This window comes from Stutzerimonas sp. LR2 (genome assembly GCF_055755175.1).
In genome coordinates, this window is record NZ_JBVTRR010000006.1 from 66,329 (window position 1) to 81,880 (window position 15,552).

The 15,552-nt window shown below is 66.4% G+C and carries 20 protein-coding genes; 6 read left to right on the forward strand and 14 right to left on the reverse strand.

Going from position 1 to position 15,552, the window contains the following annotated elements; translation table 11 throughout:
- Positions 1-7 precede the first annotated feature (7 nt).
- The 7 genes from dksA to rutA form a co-directional block, all read right to left on the reverse strand.
- Positions 8-412 carry an RNA polymerase-binding protein DksA gene (gene dksA, locus ACVRRC_RS19710; RefSeq protein WP_017244483.1) on the reverse strand — a complete coding sequence of 135 codons (405 nt, stop codon included), beginning with the start codon at positions 410-412 and terminating at the stop codon, positions 8-10.
- 173 nt (positions 413-585) lie between these two features.
- A complete protein-coding gene (gene rutF / locus ACVRRC_RS19715) occupies positions 586-1,113 on the reverse strand; it encodes an NADH-dependent FMN reductase RutF (protein WP_472997396.1) in 528 nt (175 codons plus the stop codon).
- A 13-nt stretch (positions 1,114-1,126) separates the two neighbouring features.
- Positions 1,127-1,717, reverse strand: a complete 591-nt coding sequence (locus tag ACVRRC_RS19720) for a malonic semialdehyde reductase (RefSeq protein WP_472997397.1) — start codon at positions 1,715-1,717, stop codon at positions 1,127-1,129.
- Positions 1,718-1,727: 10 nt separating this feature from the next.
- A complete protein-coding gene (gene rutD / locus ACVRRC_RS19725) occupies positions 1,728-2,525 on the reverse strand; it encodes a pyrimidine utilization protein D (protein ID WP_196111537.1) in 798 nt (265 codons plus the stop codon).
- 64 nt (positions 2,526-2,589) lie between these two features.
- Positions 2,590-2,976 (reverse strand): pyrimidine utilization protein C, encoded by a 387-nt coding sequence (gene rutC, locus ACVRRC_RS19730; protein WP_014597727.1) that lies wholly within the window; start codon positions 2,974-2,976, stop codon positions 2,590-2,592.
- A 79-nt stretch (positions 2,977-3,055) separates the two neighbouring features.
- Positions 3,056-3,802: a pyrimidine utilization protein B gene (gene rutB / locus ACVRRC_RS19735; protein ID WP_170800663.1), complete on the reverse strand. Its 747-nt coding sequence runs from the start codon at positions 3,800-3,802 to the stop codon at positions 3,056-3,058.
- Positions 3,802-4,890 (reverse strand): pyrimidine utilization protein A, encoded by a 1,089-nt coding sequence (gene rutA / locus ACVRRC_RS19740; protein WP_014597725.1) that lies wholly within the window; start codon positions 4,888-4,890, stop codon positions 3,802-3,804. The genes rutB and rutA overlap by 1 nt, the downstream gene beginning before the upstream one ends.
- A 292-nt stretch (positions 4,891-5,182) precedes the next feature.
- Here rutA and rutR point away from each other — a divergent pair, with 292 nt between their 5' ends.
- Together rutR and ACVRRC_RS19750 are read left to right on the forward strand one after the other, a co-directional pair.
- Positions 5,183-5,893 carry an HTH-type transcriptional regulator RutR gene (gene rutR / locus ACVRRC_RS19745; protein ID WP_026012426.1) on the forward strand — a complete coding sequence of 237 codons (711 nt, stop codon included), beginning with the start codon at positions 5,183-5,185 and terminating at the stop codon, positions 5,891-5,893.
- Positions 5,894-5,999: 106 nt separating this feature from the next.
- Entirely contained in the window at positions 6,000-6,374 is a 375-nt protein-coding gene (locus ACVRRC_RS19750; protein ID WP_011914617.1) for a VOC family protein, read from the forward strand.
- Positions 6,375-6,396: 22 nt separating this feature from the next.
- Here ACVRRC_RS19750 and ACVRRC_RS19755 read toward each other — a convergent pair whose 3' ends face one another.
- The 3 genes from ACVRRC_RS19755 to ACVRRC_RS19765 all read right to left on the reverse strand — a co-directional run bounded on the left by ACVRRC_RS19755 (position 6,397) and on the right by ACVRRC_RS19765 (position 9,623).
- Entirely contained in the window at positions 6,397-7,578 is a 1,182-nt protein-coding gene (locus ACVRRC_RS19755; protein ID WP_472997398.1) for an MFS transporter, read from the reverse strand.
- 87 nt (positions 7,579-7,665) lie between these two features.
- Positions 7,666-8,655 (reverse strand): GlxA family transcriptional regulator, encoded by a 990-nt coding sequence (locus tag ACVRRC_RS19760; protein ID WP_126525969.1) that lies wholly within the window; start codon positions 8,653-8,655, stop codon positions 7,666-7,668.
- Between the two features lie 161 nt (positions 8,656-8,816).
- Positions 8,817-9,623 carry a helix-turn-helix domain-containing protein gene (locus ACVRRC_RS19765; RefSeq protein WP_472997399.1) on the reverse strand — a complete coding sequence of 269 codons (807 nt, stop codon included), beginning with the start codon at positions 9,621-9,623 and terminating at the stop codon, positions 8,817-8,819.
- A 94-nt stretch (positions 9,624-9,717) separates the two neighbouring features.
- On the opposite strand from ACVRRC_RS19765, the gene ACVRRC_RS19770 reads away from it, so the two are divergent.
- Positions 9,718-10,176 (forward strand): carboxymuconolactone decarboxylase family protein, encoded by a 459-nt coding sequence (locus tag ACVRRC_RS19770; protein WP_049340457.1) that lies wholly within the window; start codon positions 9,718-9,720, stop codon positions 10,174-10,176.
- A gap of 42 nt (positions 10,177-10,218) precedes the next feature.
- On the opposite strand, the gene ACVRRC_RS19775 is transcribed toward ACVRRC_RS19770, so the two are convergent.
- Positions 10,219-10,677 (reverse strand): hypothetical protein, encoded by a 459-nt coding sequence (locus tag ACVRRC_RS19775; protein WP_014597721.1) that lies wholly within the window; start codon positions 10,675-10,677, stop codon positions 10,219-10,221.
- A 128-nt stretch (positions 10,678-10,805) separates the two neighbouring features.
- Complete coding sequence (gene gloA2 / locus ACVRRC_RS19780) at positions 10,806-11,198, reverse strand: SMU1112c/YaeR family gloxylase I-like metalloprotein (RefSeq protein ID WP_019405315.1); 393 nt, start codon at positions 11,196-11,198, stop codon at positions 10,806-10,808.
- A gap of 170 nt (positions 11,199-11,368) precedes the next feature.
- Between gloA2 and ACVRRC_RS19785 the strand changes: the two genes are divergently transcribed.
- Positions 11,369-11,773, forward strand: a complete 405-nt coding sequence (locus tag ACVRRC_RS19785; protein WP_011914610.1) for an SRPBCC family protein — start codon at positions 11,369-11,371, stop codon at positions 11,771-11,773.
- Between the two features lie 52 nt (positions 11,774-11,825).
- Here the strand turns inward: ACVRRC_RS19785 and ACVRRC_RS19790 are convergent, their stop codons facing one another.
- Positions 11,826-13,121, reverse strand: coding sequence for a PQQ-dependent sugar dehydrogenase (locus ACVRRC_RS19790; protein ID WP_045159675.1), 1,296 nt, complete (start codon positions 13,119-13,121; stop codon positions 11,826-11,828).
- Positions 13,118-13,588 carry a DUF2231 domain-containing protein gene (locus tag ACVRRC_RS19795; protein ID WP_011914608.1) on the reverse strand — a complete coding sequence of 157 codons (471 nt, stop codon included), beginning with the start codon at positions 13,586-13,588 and terminating at the stop codon, positions 13,118-13,120. The genes ACVRRC_RS19790 and ACVRRC_RS19795 overlap by 4 nt, the downstream gene beginning before the upstream one ends.
- 562 nt (positions 13,589-14,150) lie before the next feature.
- Here ACVRRC_RS19795 and ACVRRC_RS19800 point away from each other — a divergent pair.
- The gene (locus ACVRRC_RS19800) at positions 14,151-15,161 is read left to right on the forward strand and encodes an isopenicillin N synthase family dioxygenase (RefSeq protein ID WP_125849690.1); all 1,011 of its coding nucleotides are present in this window, start codon (positions 14,151-14,153) and stop codon (positions 15,159-15,161) included.
- A complete protein-coding gene (locus tag ACVRRC_RS19805) occupies positions 15,158-15,544 on the forward strand; it encodes a VOC family protein (RefSeq protein WP_003280024.1) in 387 nt (128 codons plus the stop codon). Before ACVRRC_RS19800 ends, ACVRRC_RS19805 begins: the two co-directional genes overlap by 4 nt.
- Positions 15,545-15,552 lie beyond the last annotated feature (8 nt).

Consider the following 15,552-nt stretch of genomic DNA (forward strand, 5'->3'; position numbering starts at 1 on the left):
CGGTCTCTCAGGCGGAACGTTGGTGTTTTTCGCGCTGTTCCTGGCGTTGCTTCGCCTCGATGGACAGCGTCGTGGTGGGACGCAACAGCAGGCGCTGCAGCCCGATGGGTTCACCGGTTTCGGCGCACCAGCCGTACTCGCCGCGGGCGATGGCGTCCAGCGCGGCGTCGATCTTGTCGAGCAGCTTTTTCTCCCGCTCCAGCACGCGCAGCTGCCAGTGACGCTGTTCTTCGGCGCTGCCGATGTCGGCGGGGTCGCTGCTCGGCTCCTGTTCGCGCAGCGCCTGGAATTCTTCCTCGATACGCGCCTGCAGCTCGGCACGCTGGTGCAAAAGCAGGTCGCGGAAGAAGGCCTGCTGCTCTGCGTTCATGTACGCCTCGGCGGGCTGGGCGAGTAGTTCGGCTTCGGTCATCGGGAGGCACGTGTCGGAAATAATGTAAGAGTTATAACATAACAATTGTGTCCGTGATGCAAGCGCTGTTTGCGTGTCGAGCGGCGCACCGGTAGGTGCGTTGTTCCGCAGGCAAGAAAAAGCCCGCGGCGCGGTTCGCGCGGCGGGCTCGGGTAGTGATGGGAGCCGAGCGTTCAGCCGGCGCCGGGCAGCCCGTGGTAGTTGCGGCCGAAGTACACCAGCGCATCGCTGCTGTCGCGGCGGTACACGGCGAGCACCTCGCAGTAGAGGATGTCGTGGGTGCCGACACTGGCGCTGTGGTTGATGCGGCAGTCGAACGACACCGTGGCACCGTCGAGCAGCGGCGAACCGGTCACGCCGTTGCTCCATTGGGCTGCGGCGAAGCGCTCGGCCATGGGCGTCTTGCCGCCGAACAGGTTGGACAGGTCCCGCTGCGCACCGGCCAGGGTGTTCACGCAGAGCTGCCCGTTGGCGGTGACGATGGGATGCGCCGATGCGCTGCGGTTCAGGCACACCAGCAGCGTCGGCGGTTCGTCGGTGACGCTGCACACCGCGGTGGCAGTGAAGCCGGCACGGCCGCTGGGGCCGTCGGTGGTGATGATGTTGACCGCCGCGGCCAGGCGCGCCATGGCATCGCGGTAGTCCTGGCGGATCAGCGGGGCGCCGGGTGCCCCTGCGGTTTCGCATTGAGCCAGTTGCATGGTCGGTTCTCCATCAGGCGAGGACGCAGGCCCGGTCGAAGGGCAGGCGTGGCAGGCGGTCGCGCAGCTTGCTGGCGTCGCCATAGCCGAGGTTGATCAGCAGATTGGACTTCCAGGTGGTGCCAGCGAAGAAGGTTGCATCCAGTGTCTTGTCGTCGAAGCCGGACATCGGTCCGCAATCGAGCCCCAGGGCGCGGGCAGCGAGGATCAGGTAACCGGCCTGCAGCGAGCTGTTGCGCAGCGCGTTCTCGGTGATCAGTGCCGGCTGGCCGGCGTACCAGCTGCGCGCATCGGCGTGGGGAAACAGCTCCGGCAGGGTCTCCGGGAAGTCCTCGTCATAGGCGACGATCACCGTCACCGGCGCGGCCAGGGTCTTGTCCAGGTTGCCCTTGGACAGGCAGGGCGCCAGCTTCTGCTTGCCCTCGGCGCTGCGCACGAAGACGAAGCGCGCCGGGCAGCTGTTGACCGCGGTCGGGCCGAGACGGACGTGCTCGTAGAGCTGCTCGAGCAGTGCGTCAGGCACCGGCTTGTCCAGCCAGGCGCTGTGGGTGCGGGCCTCGCTGAACAGCGTGGCGAGGGCATTCGAGTCGATGGGGGCGTGCATGTTCGGGTCCTCAGGCTGCTGCAACCTGGCCGCATTGCTCGGCAAGATGGTCCAGCAGGATCTGGTTGAAGGGTTCGCTGTCGCTGACGCTGGACGCGTGGCCGCCGTAGTTCAGCAGCGCCAGCTGGGCATTGGGCATGACGTCGGCCAGGTGCTGCGAACGCTGCCAGGGCACCAGCATGTCGTCGCGGTTGGCGATCAGCAGGGTCGGGGTGGTGATGCGCGGCAGCTCGGCCTCGATATCGAAGGCCAGCAGCGCCTCGATGCGCCGCACCAGATTCATCGTCGGCGGGAAATGCGCCAGTGCATGGGCATCGTCGCGTGCCAGTCGCTCGCTGTTGGCTGCGATCCAGTCGGCCGGGTAGAGGAACAGCGACTGCGCCTGTACATAGGCTGCCGGGCCGCTGTCGTGCAGCAGTTTCAGGCGCACCGCGAAACAGCGTGCACTGTGTGGGTTGGGGCTGCTCCAGGCATTGATCGGCACCAGACTCTGCAGCAGCTGCGGCCGCAGCAGGGCGATCTGCAAGCCGACCAGCCCGCCGAGTGCATGGCCGATAAAATGGCAGCGGCGGATGCCCAGGGTATCCAGCAGCTCCAGCAATTCCACCGCCATGGATTCGATGGAATAGCCCGCCGGCAGGTTCGCCGGGCTCCTGTTGGTCCCCAACTGGTCGTAGACCAGCACCCGATAGTCCTGGGTCAGCGCCGGCAGTTGCGGCGTCCAGAAGGCAGCGGCGCCGCCGAGGCCGGAACTGAGCACCAGGGTCGGTGCATCGGGCTCCATGCGGCCATGAAGTTCGTAGTGCATGTCACTCCCTCCGTGCAGTATCAGCGGGCCAGCCGGCGTGCCGGCTGGCCCGCTCCGGCAGGCGCTATTGGCCGATGTGGGCGATGCTGGCGATCTCGATCAGCGCATCGGGTTTCACCAGTCCGCACTGGATGCAGTAGCGCGCCGGCTTCTCGCCGGGGAAGAACTCGGCGTACACCTCGTTGACCTTGGCGTAGTTGGCCCAGTCGGTGAGCATGATCATGTTGAAGGTGACGTCGTCCATGCTGCCGCCGGCAGCCTCGACGACGCCCCTGATGGTCTCCAGTACATGGCGGGTCTGGGCGGCGGCATCGCCGACGTGGACCACGTTGTTGTCCTTGTCGAAGGGCAGGGTGCCGGCGACGTAAAGCACGCCATCGGCCATGGACCCGGGCACGTAGGGGGCGAGCGGTTTGCCGGTTCCGGCGGGGATGATCGATTGCTTGGGCATGTGGTTGATTCCTTGCAAGGCATTCAGGCGAACCCGGCGGACGCCTCTGCGGGCGCCGCGGTCGGGCACTCGGGTGTAATCAGCTGGCGACCGCCACCTCTGGCGCGGTCGCGAAGCTCCGGCAGAAGGCGTCGACGCTGGAGACCCAGCCGAAGAACGTCTCGATGTTGTACAGCGCCGCCTGCTGGGCGAATTCCGGCCCGGCCTGGTGCGTGGCATCGGCCAGTACCACACCGAAGTACTCCAGGTGAAAGCCGTCGCGCAGGGTCGACTCCACGCACACATTGGTGGCGATGCCGGTGAACACCAGGTTGCGGATGCCACGGGCGCGCAGGGTGCTGTCCAGCTGCGAATTGAAGAAACCGCTGTAGCGCGGCTTGGGCACCAGGATGTCGCGGGGCAGCGGCGCCAGTTCGTCCACCAGCGCGTAATCCCAGCCACCCTTGGCGAGCAGGGTGCCGGCCAGTTCCGGGCGCTTGCGCATGGTCTTCAGCGCGTTGGACTTGTGCCAGTTCGGCGAGCCCGGCCCGCCCGCCTCGACGTACCCGTTGTCCCAGCCGTTCTGCAGAAAGATCACCTGCATGCCGGCGGCGCGAGCCGCGCATAGTGCCTGGCGGATTTTCGCGATCACCGGCTGGGTCGCCGACACATCGAAGCCGGCCAGATCCAGGTAGCCGCCGCGGCTGGCGTAGGCGTTCTGCATGTCCACGATGATCAGCGCGGTTTCACTGGCTTTCATCGCCAACGGTTCGGGCCGCGCCGGCAGCTGCACGGGCTCGTCCGTTGCGCTCAGGCCGTAGCCGGAGACCTGTTCGACGGCGCTCATCAGGCGGACTCCTTCAGAGCACTGACGTGCCGGCGGCTCTGCATCAGCGGCTGGATCTTCTGGCCAAAGGCTTCGATGCCTTCGATGAAGTCGTCGAATGTCAGCATCACGCCCTGCATGCCAGGCACCGTGGCGATCTCGTCGAGCATTCGGGCGACATTGGCGTAGGAGCCCACCAGTGTGCCCATGTTGATGTTCACCGCCGAGGTCGGGTCAGCCATCTGGCGAATGTTGGTGTCGCTACCGGAGGTCTTGTCTGCCGCGCCCTGTTCGCCCAGCCAGGCGATGGCCTCCTGGTCGGCGCCGGCCTTGTAGTGCTCCCACTTGGCCCGGGCCGCTTCGTCGGTCTCGTCGGCGATCACCATGAACAGCACGCAGGAGGTGACGTGGCGGCCGGTCTTGGCACAGGCCGCCTGCAGCCGTTCGGCGGCCGGGGCGAAGGCGGTCGGGGTGTTCACGCCCTTGCCGAAGCAGAAGTTGTAGTCGGCGTACTGCGCCGAGAAGGCCATGCCGGCATCGGACGAGCCGGCGCAGATGATCTTCATGTCCGCCTGGGGTTTCGGGCTGACGCGGCAATCCTCCATCTGGAAGTGCTCGCCCTTGAAATCGCTGCGGCCGGTGGCCCAGAGGTCGCGCAGCACCTGGGCGTACTCGCCGAGATACTGATAACGGGTGCCGAAGAATTCATCCCCCGGCCACAGGCCCATCTGGCTGTACTCTGGCTTTTGCCAGCCGGTGACGAGGTTCACGCCGAAGCGGCCGCCGGAGATCGAGTCGATGGTCGAAGCCATGCGCGCGACGATGGCCGGCGGCAGAGTGAGCGTTGCGGCGGTGGCGAACAGCTGGATCTTGCTGGTGACGGCAGCCAGGCCCGCCATCAGCGTGAAGGACTCCAGGTTGTGTTCCCAGAATTCGGTTTTGCCGCCGAAGCCGCGCAGCTTGATCATCGACAGCGCGAAGTCGAAGCCGTAGCCCTCGGCCTTCTGCACGATGGCCTTGTTCAGCTCGAAGCTCGGCATGTACTGCGGCGCATTCTCGGAGATGAGCCAGCCGTTGTTGCCGATCGGAATGAAAACACCAACATCCATGGGTAGCACCTCTGTACGCAATGGCTAGAAAGCGCTGCCCGAACGTGACGGGCAGGGTCGCAGAGGCTTTAGCAGGATGCAGGCCAGAAACGGATTCGGCTTTTTAATCAACAAGATGGCGATTTTTGCCGATGCGTTGTGGACCATTTGGTCCGAATCGGAGCACCTGGTTTGTGCGCGACGCACGAACCCGGTGCAGGCGCCCGTACGGGTGATGAGCACGCATTGCGCTCGTCCCGGCCGCCGTCGCCGCGCTACAGTAGCGGCTCGTTTGAGCCCAGCCGGTAATCCCGTGACCGATCAGCCCTCCGTACCACCACGCAAGCGTCTCACCGCCAGCAAGACCCCCCGTCCGAAAGGCGCCGTCCGCGAGCCGAGCGTCAGCGCGCAGAACCGGCGCCTGCGCATGATCGAAGGCAAGCGCACGAGCATCCTCCAGGCCGCGCTGGAGCTGTTCTCCCGCTTCGGTCTGCACGGCACCAGCCTCGATCAGGTGGCCACGCAGGCCGACGTTTCCAAGACCAACCTGCTGTACTACTTCGGCAGCAAGGAAGAGCTGTACGTGAATGTCCTGCGACAGCTGCTGGAGGTCTGGTTGCAGCCGCTGCAGGCGTTCTCCGTCGAACAAGACCCGGTCGAGGCGATCCGCGACTACCTGCGGGTCAAGCTCGAACTCTCCCGTGACCATCCCGCCGAATCGCGGCTGTTCTGCATGGAGATCATGCAGGGCGCACCGCTGCTGCTGGGTGAGCTGCAGCAGCCGCTGCACGACCTGGTGGAAAACAAGGTTGCAGTGATCCAGGCCTGGATCGACGCCGGCAAGCTCGCGCCCGTCGCGCCGCATCACCTGATCTTCTCGCTGTGGGCGACCACCCAGCACTACGCCGATTTTCGCGTGCAGGTCGAGGCGGTGGCGGGCAGGACGCTGGATGATCCGGCGTTCTTCGAGGAGACGCTCAGGAGTCTGCAGGCGCTGATCCTGGACGGCGTCAGGCCGCGCTGAGCAGCCGCAGCGCCTACCTGGCGCCTTGCGTGCACGGCCGATGGCGTCTGTACTAGCTTGCTAGCGGCGCCGGCCGGGTTGGTCGGCGCGCCAGTGGAGCGACCCGATGAATCCAAGATTTCTGCCCGGCCGAAACATGGCGATGAAGGTGCCTACCCATGAGTACACCAGCACCGTCGCCTTCTACCGTGAAACCCTGGGGCTGAGGGAGCTGACACCGACCGACGCGGATGGCGAGCAGACGCCGCGCTTCGAGTTCGGCGACAAGGTGCTCTGGCTCGATCGCGTGGCGGGCATCAGCCAGGCAGAGATCTGGCTGGAGGTGGTGACGGACGATCTGGACGCTGCATCGGCCCTTCTGCAACAGCGCCATTGCGCCCGTCGAGATGAAATCGAACCCCTGCCTGACGGCTTCCGCGCGTTCTGGATCTCCAGCCCGGCCAACATCATCCACCTGATTTCCGAGCAGAAACTGTCCTGAACGCGCGTCCGGCTGCGCAGCGTTACGCCGCCTGCCTTTGCCGATAGCCCTGCGCAACCTGCAGCAGTACCACCAGCGTCACGATGGGCAGCAGCCCGATGTTCACCGCCGCCCAGCCCGCCTGGGCGATCAGCGCGCCGGAGGCGAACGACATGGCTGCGGCGACGCTGCCGTTGCTCAGCTCCATCAGGCCCTGTGCCCGCGCGCGTTCGCTCGCGGCGTGACCCTGGCCCAGCTGAGTGGTGCCGGCGACGAGCATGAGGTTCCAGCCGATGCCGAGCAGGCAGCTGCTGAGCAGGAAGTGCCAGTGGCTGACGCCGAGCAGGGCGACCACCGCGCTGACGATCAGCAGTCCTCCGCCAAGGCAGGCGACCAGTCGGCAGCCGAAGCGGTCCACCAGCGGTCCGGCGACGAACGCCGGGAGGAACATGCCGAGCATGTGCCACTGGATGACCTGGCCGCTGGCCTGCAGATCCAGACCTTCGCCATGCATCGCCAGGGGCGTGGCGTTCATCACCAGGATCATCAGGCCGTGGCCGGCAGCGGTGGTCAGCACCGCGGCGCGAATGGTCGGCCGTGCGAGCAGCGCCTGCCAGCTGACCGTCGCCGCATCGGCGCGGGTCGCCGGCATTCCCGAGGTCGCCGGCAGCCCGGCCAAGACCATGAACCCCAGCGCCGCCAGACTGGCGATCAACAGATAGGTGCCGGCGAAGGGCACGCCAGCGAGATCGCGCGCCATATGGCCGAGGGTGGGCGCGATCAGCGCCGCCAGCACACCACCGCCGATCACGCAGGCCGTGGCGCGACCCTTGAAGGCATCGCTCACCGCTTCCAGCGCGGCGAAGCGGTAATACATCGCCGAGGCCTGATAGGCGCCAATGGGCAGAGCGCCGATACAGAGCAGGGTGAAGCTGTCGAGCCAGAGCGACAGCGCGCTGATCAGCCCGCCCAGCACGCCGGCCAACGCACCGATGAGAAAGCCGGCGCGGCGACCGCGGCGTTGCATCAGGCCCGCCAGTGGTTGCAGGGCGAGCAGGCCGCCGAGCATCAGCAGGGCCAGCGGCAGGGTGGCGAGACCGGCCGCTGGCGCTAGGCGCAGGCCGACGATGGCGGTGAAGATGATGCCGGTCATCGAACAGGACCAGAACAGCGCCTGGGCGATGAACAGGCGCAGGACCTGGGGATTGCTGAGCAAGAGATGCATGAGCGGCTCCTTTAGGGTGGCGAGCGGGCACAGCGCTGCCTGGCCATATGCCGAGCGGGCTGGGAACGGTGAATGAGGTCGGTCGCGTCAGCCGAAGCGCTGGTAGAAGTCCCGCGGGCTGACCGACAGGTGCTTCTGGAAGCTGCGCCGGAGATTTTCCGGATGGCCGAAGCCGGTCAGCCGCGCCACCGTCGCGATCGAGGCCTGGGCGTCGAGCAGCAGATTGCGCGCGGCTTCCAGGCGCACCCGTTCGATGTACTGGCCCGGGCCCATGCCGGTTTCCTGGCTGAACAGGCGGCAGAGGGTGCGTGGGGTCATATGCGCCTGGGCGGCCAGCGCCTCGATGGACAGGTCGTCGCCCAGATGCCCTGGAATCCATTCCAGCAGCGCGGCGAGGCGCGCCACGTTGCCGCTCGGCGCCGCCAGCATCGGGCTGAACTGGGTCTGCCCGCCGGGCCGGCGCAGGAACATCACCAGCCGCTGGGCGACTGCCAGCGCCAGTGCGCGGCCGAGATCGGCTTCCACCAGGGCCAGCGCCAGATCGATGCCGGCGGTGACGCCCGCGGAGCTGAACAGGTGCGACGCCTGCGGATCGGTCGGGTCGTAGGTGTGCAGCCGGTCGCCCTGCACCTCGATGGATGTGTACTCGCCCAGCGCCGCGAGGTCCGCCCAGTGCGTGGTCGCCTTGCGCCCGTCGAACAGCCCGGCCTCGGCCAGGATCAGCGCGCCGGAACAGACCGAGCCGAGGCGCCGGACCCTGGGTTCGGCGTCCCGCAGCCAGGCGAGCAGCCCTTGGTCGTGCCTTTGCGCATCCACGCCGACGCCACCGGGGATCAGCAGGGTGTCCAGCGTGGCGGGAGCGCATTCGGCCCAGCTGGCATCCGCCACCAGCTTCAGCCCGGCCGAGGTGACGACCGGGCCGGCCGTGGTGCCCAGCAGCACCAGCTCGTAATGACGAGGCAGACCCTGGCGCTGTCGCTCGACGTTGGCCGAGGCGAACACCTGCATCGGGCCGGTGACGTCCAGGCTCATCACATCCGGGTAGATCAGACAGGCGACGGTGCGGGTGGCGTCCATGGTGCAGCTCTCGGGGTGGATGGCTGCAGTCTGCTGCCGAGATGCCGCTGTCGCAATGACAAGGTTCCCACGAATCTTGCCAGCATCGGGCCATGCGAACCTGCGGTCATGCGCGATCAGCACCGCGAAAGCCGACTTTGTGAATGGCGGCCTGCGCTTCTTCAGACGCCGCTGCGCTTGATCCGCAAGCGATACTGCCCCGGCGTCATGCCGACCACGGTCTTGAAGTCGTGGATGAAGTGCGCCTGGTCGCTGTAGCCGCAGGCCAGGGCGGTGTCCAGCAGTGCCTCGCCGGCGCGCAATTCCCGGCGCACCAGGGCCACGCGCTGGATGCGGCTGAACTGCTTGGGCGTCAGCCCCACCTGATGGCGGAACAGGCGTTCCAGCTGGCGCTGGCCGAGCGGTACGCTCTGCAGCAGATCGGCCAGCCGCGCCCGGCCTTCGCTGGCGGCGATCCGGTTGAGCAGCTGCTGCACCGGGTTGCGCCGTGCCTGGATCTCCTCGAGCCGGCGGAGCAGTTCGCGTTCGATCGCGGCCTGCTGCGCGTCCCGCTCCAGCTCGGCCAGCCGATCGACCAGATGCGCCAGGCCCAGCCGGGGCCAGTCGGCCTCCTGAAACCCGTGAAGCTCATCGAGGCCGATGCCGAATACCGCGGCGCCCATGCCGGGGCGAAAACGCACCCCCATCAGCCTGACCTGCCCGGCCAGCTGCAGGCGGGTGCTGGCCAGCTGCGGACCCGCGATCAGCGCCCGCGGCCCGCGCAGCGTGCCATCGAAACTCAGCGGATCGGCGAAGTTGAAGATCACGCCACTGCCGCCGTCCGGGTGCAGCAGCTGTTCGTCGTAGACCTGCGAACCGTCACCTTCCATCCACCAGAAACGCTGCACGTACGCCGCCAACGCCGGGGTCGGCGGGCGGGCAACGAAGCCCTGCAGGCAGGGCAGACGTTCGTGCAGGGACTGGGTCATGGCGAGGGCCGTAGGAGGATGTCGAAAATCTACAATAGCGCAGCGCGGCGGCTGCGTAGCCTGGGTTGCACATTCAAACCGAGGAGTGACCACCATGCGCATGAATTACCAGGCCGCCGCCCCCGACGTGATGACGGCAATGATCGGGCTGGAAACCTACCTGGCACGGCAGAGCCGCCGCGAGGATGGCGTCGACAAGCCGCTGATGGAGCTGGTCAAGATCCGCGTCTCGCAGATCAACGGGTGCGCCTATTGTCTCGACATGCACACCAAGGACGCCCGTGTCCTGGGCGAAACCGAGCAGCGCATCTATGCCCTGAGTGCGTGGCGCGAAACCCCGTTCTTCAGCGACCGCGAGCGTGCCGCGCTGGCCTGGGCCGAGGCCAACACCCTGTTGCCCCAGGGTGTGTCGCAGCAGCTGTTCGAGGAGGTGCGCGAGCAGTTTTCCGAAGCCCAGCTCGCCAACCTGACGCTGGCCATCGCCACCATCAACGCCTGGAACCGCTTCGGCGTCTCCTTCGCACCGGTGCCGGGCAGTTACCAGCCGGACTGATGCATGGCGTGCCGCCTGGTCTGCTGGCTGGGCGGCTCCGGTTCAGGGCTGCAGTTCCTGGTTGCCCATCGCACAGAAGCTCTGAGCCTGCCGCGCCGCCGGCAGCGCGCGCAGCTGGGTCATGCACTGCGCCTGGCTGGGCGTACGCACCACCCTGAGCTCGGCGTTGTCGTTCACGCCAATCAGGTACGGCTTGTTGTAGCGCGGGCCGTCGTGCCAGCTGCTGAAGCGCTGCTCGCTGTAGCCGCATTGGTAGCGGATATGGCCGGAGAATCCCTTGAAGCGGTCGCGGCGGAAGATGTGCCGGTACAGGAGCCAGTCACGCTTGCTCTGCCCGTCGCGCACGGCGTCGAGGCAGCCCTGCAGCTCGGTGATCTGCGGCTCATGAAGGAAAATGCTCTGCGCCAGGCTGGAGCCGTCCAGCTGCACCGTGGCCACCAGATAGACCTGTCGCTCGGCCGCCTGTGCCGATAGCGCCAGGGACAACCCCAGCGCCAACATCCCTGTTCTGCTCAATCCGCATGCTCCTGATGACCGCGATTTCTTCGAGGCGGCACCCTAGCCGAGGACGGCCCGAGGAAACAAGGTGATCTCGCTTCCAGCTCCGCCAGGATGGGCCGGCTGCCGAACTAGCGCGATGCCTTTTCGTACAGCTCCAGCGGCAGGCCGTCCGGATCGGCAAAGAAGGTAAAGCGAAGGCCCGTGTATTCGTCGACCCGGATCGGCTCCACGGCCACGCCCTTCGCCTCCAGTTCAGCCTTGCAGGCGGCGACGTCGTTCACCGCGAACGCCAGATGCCGCAACCCCTGCGCTTCCGGCCGCGAAGGACGCGGCGGCGCATCGGGAAAGGAGAACAGCTCGATCTGCCCGCCGTCCGGCAACGCCAGGTCGAGCTTGTAGGACTGCCGTGATTCCCGGTAATGCTCGGCGAGCACTGCTAGGCCGAGGGTCTCGCTGTAGAAGCGCTTCGACACGGCATAGTCGGAGCAGATGATCGCGGCATGGTGGATGGAGCGGAGCATGGGGCTGTCCAGTGGCGGTTGTTCGGTACAGACCGATAGGGCAGGGCGATGTTCTGGTTCGGGTGTCGCCGGACGAGGCCGATGAAGGCGATCATCGGGTTTGTTGCGCCTGATACTACAGGCGGTTCTATGATGCTGTGTTCATTCGGGCGCAGCTGCCGGGAGGAACCATGGAGCATGTTCGCCATATCAGTGTGTTTATCGCCCGAGCTTCGGACGATGTGTATGAGTTCGCCGCCGATCCGCGCAATCTTCCCTTGTGGGCGGCGGGGCTGGCGCGTTCCGAGGTCAGGCAGCAGGGCGGTGCCTGGATCGCGGATGCGCCGTTCGGCCAGGTGACGATCCGCTTCGCCGCTCGCAATGCGCTGGGCGTGCTGGACCACGAGGTGGAGCTGGCGTCGGGCCTGACCGTACACAACCCCATGCGGGTCATGCCGTATGGCGAAGGCAGTGAGTTCGTCTTCAGTCTGTTCCGCCAGCCCGGAATGACCGACGAGCAATTCGAGGCGGATGCGCTCGCGGTCGAAGCCGATCTGCAGCGGCTGAAGAGCCTGCTTGGCACAGCGACAGGCTGAGCTCAGGGTGCATGAGACCGGCCGGTGACCCGGGCCACCGGCCGGCTGTCCATCACTGCTCCCGCGTCACTCGCCACACCACGTTGGCCAGGTCATCGGCGACGATCAGCGCGCCGCGTGGGTCTACCGTCACGCCGACGGGGCGGCCGCGGGTTTTGCCGTCGTCGGTACGAAAGCCGGTGACGAAGTCGATCGGCTGGCCGGCGGGGCGGCCGTTCTGGAAGGGGACGAAGATCACCTTGTAGCCGACCGGTTCCTTGCGGTTCCAGCTGCCGTGCTCGCCGATGAACACACCATCGGCGAAGCGCTCGCCCATCACATCGGACGAAAAATCCAGGCCCAGTGCGGCGACGTGCGAGCCCAGGGCGTAGTCCGGCGTGATGCTGGCGGCGACCTTGTCCGGGTCCTGCGGGCGCACGCGGTCATCGACGTTCTGGCCCCAGTAGGCGTAAGGCCAGCCGTAGAAGCCGCCTTCCTTGACCGACGTCAGATAATCCGGCACCAGGTCTTCGCCCAGTTCGTCGCGCTCGTTGACTACCGCCCAGAGCTGCCCCGAGCCTGGCTGGATCGCCAGCGCGGTCGGGTTGCGCAGGCCGGTGGCGTAGGGCTTGTAGGCGCCGGTTTCGGCGTTGATCTGCCAGACCATGGCGCGGTCGATCTCGGCTTCCATGCCGCGCTCGGTGATGTTGCTGTTGGAGCCGATGCCGACATAGAGGTACTGACCATCGGGGCTGATGGTCAGCGCCTTGGTCCAGTGGTGATTGATCTCGGAGGGCAGTTCGGCCACCTGGGTCGGCGGGCCGCTGGCCTCGGTCTGACCGTCCTGATAGTCGAAGCGCACCAGCGCGTCCTGATTGGCAACGTAGAGGTTGCCGTCGTGGAACGCCAGCCCGTAGGGGGCGTTGAGATCCTCGGCGAACACCGTCTGCAGCTCGTACTCGCCGTCGCCATCGGCGTCGCGCAGCAGAGTGACACGGTCGCCGCTCTCCACCGAGGTGGTGCCGCGTGCCTTGATCACGTCGGCGATCACGTCCTTGGGCTTGAGCTTGGGTGCATTGCCGCCGCGGCCTTCGGCCACCAGGATGTCGCCGTTGGGCAGCACCAGCGTCTGGCGGGGGATCTTCAGATCGGTGGCAATTGCCGTCACGCTGAAACCGTCCGGCACGGTGGGTAGCTGATCGCCCCAGGGGGTTGGCTCGGCGATCTTCATGCTCGGCAGCAGCCCACGCTCCGGTTCGGGCAGCTTGGGATCGGGTCCGTAATGCTGGGCAGCGTTCTGCTCTTCACCGCCGCAGCCGCTGAGCAGGGCAGCCATGGCCAGGGTGGTCAATGCGCTCGAGTGCTTCATGCTTCACCTCCCGAGCGCAGGTTGCTCAGGCCGATCCAGCTGGCCGCGCAGGCCAGCAGGGTGACGATCACCGAGAGCACCAGCCCTTGGGGCATGGTCGCCCAGGCATCCTTGGCGTGTTCCAGTGCGTTGAAAAAGCCCAGCACCCAGGTGGCCAGCAGTAGCGCGAAATAGATCAGCGGTCGCCCCTGCTTGTGCCGTGCGCCGATCAGGTTAGCCAGCGCGAACAGCAGCGCCAGGCCACAGAACACCAGCCCGCCGGCGATCAGCCAGGCGGAGAAGTTGCTCCATTGGATCTCGTAGGTCTTGAAGTAGGCGATATCGCTCAGCATGGCCCCGAGAAACAGCGGGACCGAGCCGGCAAGCAGGGTCGCGTGCACGGGGTTCGGTACGTGGCGGGAGACGCTGTGGGTGGTCTGGGTGGTTTGCGTGCGGTGGGTGATAACGGTCACGGAGGGGCTCCTCATCGCTTGAGACCGGACCTGCGCGGCGCGCTGCCGGCCCGGATCGCTCTGACTGTGCTTAAAAGGGGATCGCGACGCTGCGTCGTTAGTTCACTGCCGACGGGCATTCAAGTGCGCGTGTAGGCGGCGGGGCATGGCGCGGCGTGGAGGCTGCGGCGCCGCGGAACGGCAAGGAGCGCAGGGATGCCCCCCGATTCGGTCGTTCGAGCTTCCGTGTGCTGCGGTGCTGGCGAGGAAATGAAATGTTGCAGCTTGCCTCGCGCCATCGCCCGCCTGGCTGCCGATTCGCCCCGCAGCGCCCTTCAGTCCGGCGCACCTCGGCCGCCCGCTTTTCGTGCCTGACGCACAAACCAAGTGCTCCGAAGCGGACCACTTGATCCGGTTTTTCTCTGGCGCGACGCCAAGTCCCTGATCCATAAGCGCTTCGATCCAGTGGCACGCTTTCTGCTCTCTCCTCGCTGTCGCCCGGCGTGCACGCGGGCGGCGGCGTCACGCATACAGAGAAGCGCCCGCGCCATCGGCGACGCGCTCGTTACCCGCCTTGCGTCAGAGGAGTGCGTCACCCATGACTCTGCAATACGTTCCCATCATCGACCTGGCGCCATATTTCGCCGGCACGCCGGAGGGCAAGCTGCAGGTCGCCCGCGCCGTGGACCAGGCCTGTCGCGACATCGGCTTTCTGGTCATCACCAACCATCAGATTCCTACCGAATTGGTCGAGCGGGTGTCGCGGCTGACACGGCAGTTCTTCGCCTTGCCGCTGGCCGAGAAGCGCAAGGTCGACCGGCCCAGCCCGGACATGGTGCGCGGCTACAGCGCAGTGGCCGAGGAGAGCCTGTCCTATTCGCTCGAAGAGGCGGCCCCGGGTGACCTGAAGGAGTCCTTTTCCATCGGCCCCAGCGGCGTACCGGACGAGCCCTACTACCGCTGCGCCGCCGCCGGCCCGCATTTCGCACCGAACGTCTGGCCCAGCGGCATCGCGGGCTTCGAGCAGGCCTATCGCGAATACTTCGCCGCCATGAGCACGCTGGCGCAGTCGCTGATGCGCATCTTCGCCCTGGCGCTGGGCCTGCCGGAGACCTTCTTCGACGACAAGATCGACAAGCACATCAGCATGTTCCGCAGCCTCAGCTACCCGGACCTGAAGGGCGCGGTGGAGCCGGGGCAGATGCGCGCCGGTGCCCACACCGATTACGGCAGCCTGACCATCGTCAAGCCGGACAACGCTCTCGGCGGCCTGCAGGCGCGCAACCGCCAGGGCGAGTGGGTGGACGTGCCCTACGTGGAGGGCGGCTTCGCCGTGAACATCGGCGACCTGATGATGCAGTGGACCAATGACCAGTGGATTTCCACACTGCACCGGGTGGTCAACCCGCCGGCCGACAGCCCCGCGGACAACGGCCGCCAGTCGCTGGTGTTCTTCCACCAACCCAACTACGACGCCTTGATCGAATGCCTGCCGGGCTGCTGCAGCGCGACCAATCCGCCACGTCATGCGCCGGTCACCTCCGGCGACAACCTGCTCTCCAAGTTCGTCAAGCAGACCACCTTCGGCAAAGGCCTGGAGGTCGCATGAGCACGCTGTCCTACGTCAACGTCTTTGCCCGGGACATAGAGGCGCTGAGCGGCTTCTACCGCGAGCTGTTCGGCTTCAGGAACATCCCCGAGATCGCCTCGCCGATCTTTCGCGGGCTGGATACCGGCAAGAGCTGCATCGGCTTCAACGCGCCGGAAGCCTACGAGCTGCTGCAGCTGGACGCATTCGCCGACGCCCGCGGCTGCAAGTTCCTGCTGAACATCGACGTCGATTCGAAAGACGAGGTCGAGCGGCTGGTACCCATCGCCGTCGCCATGGGCGCGCGGCTGATCAAGGCGCCCTACGAGACCTATTACCACTGGTATCAGGCGGTGCTGCTGGACCCGGAAGACAACGTGTTTCGCATCAACCACATGCTTTGACGTGCCAA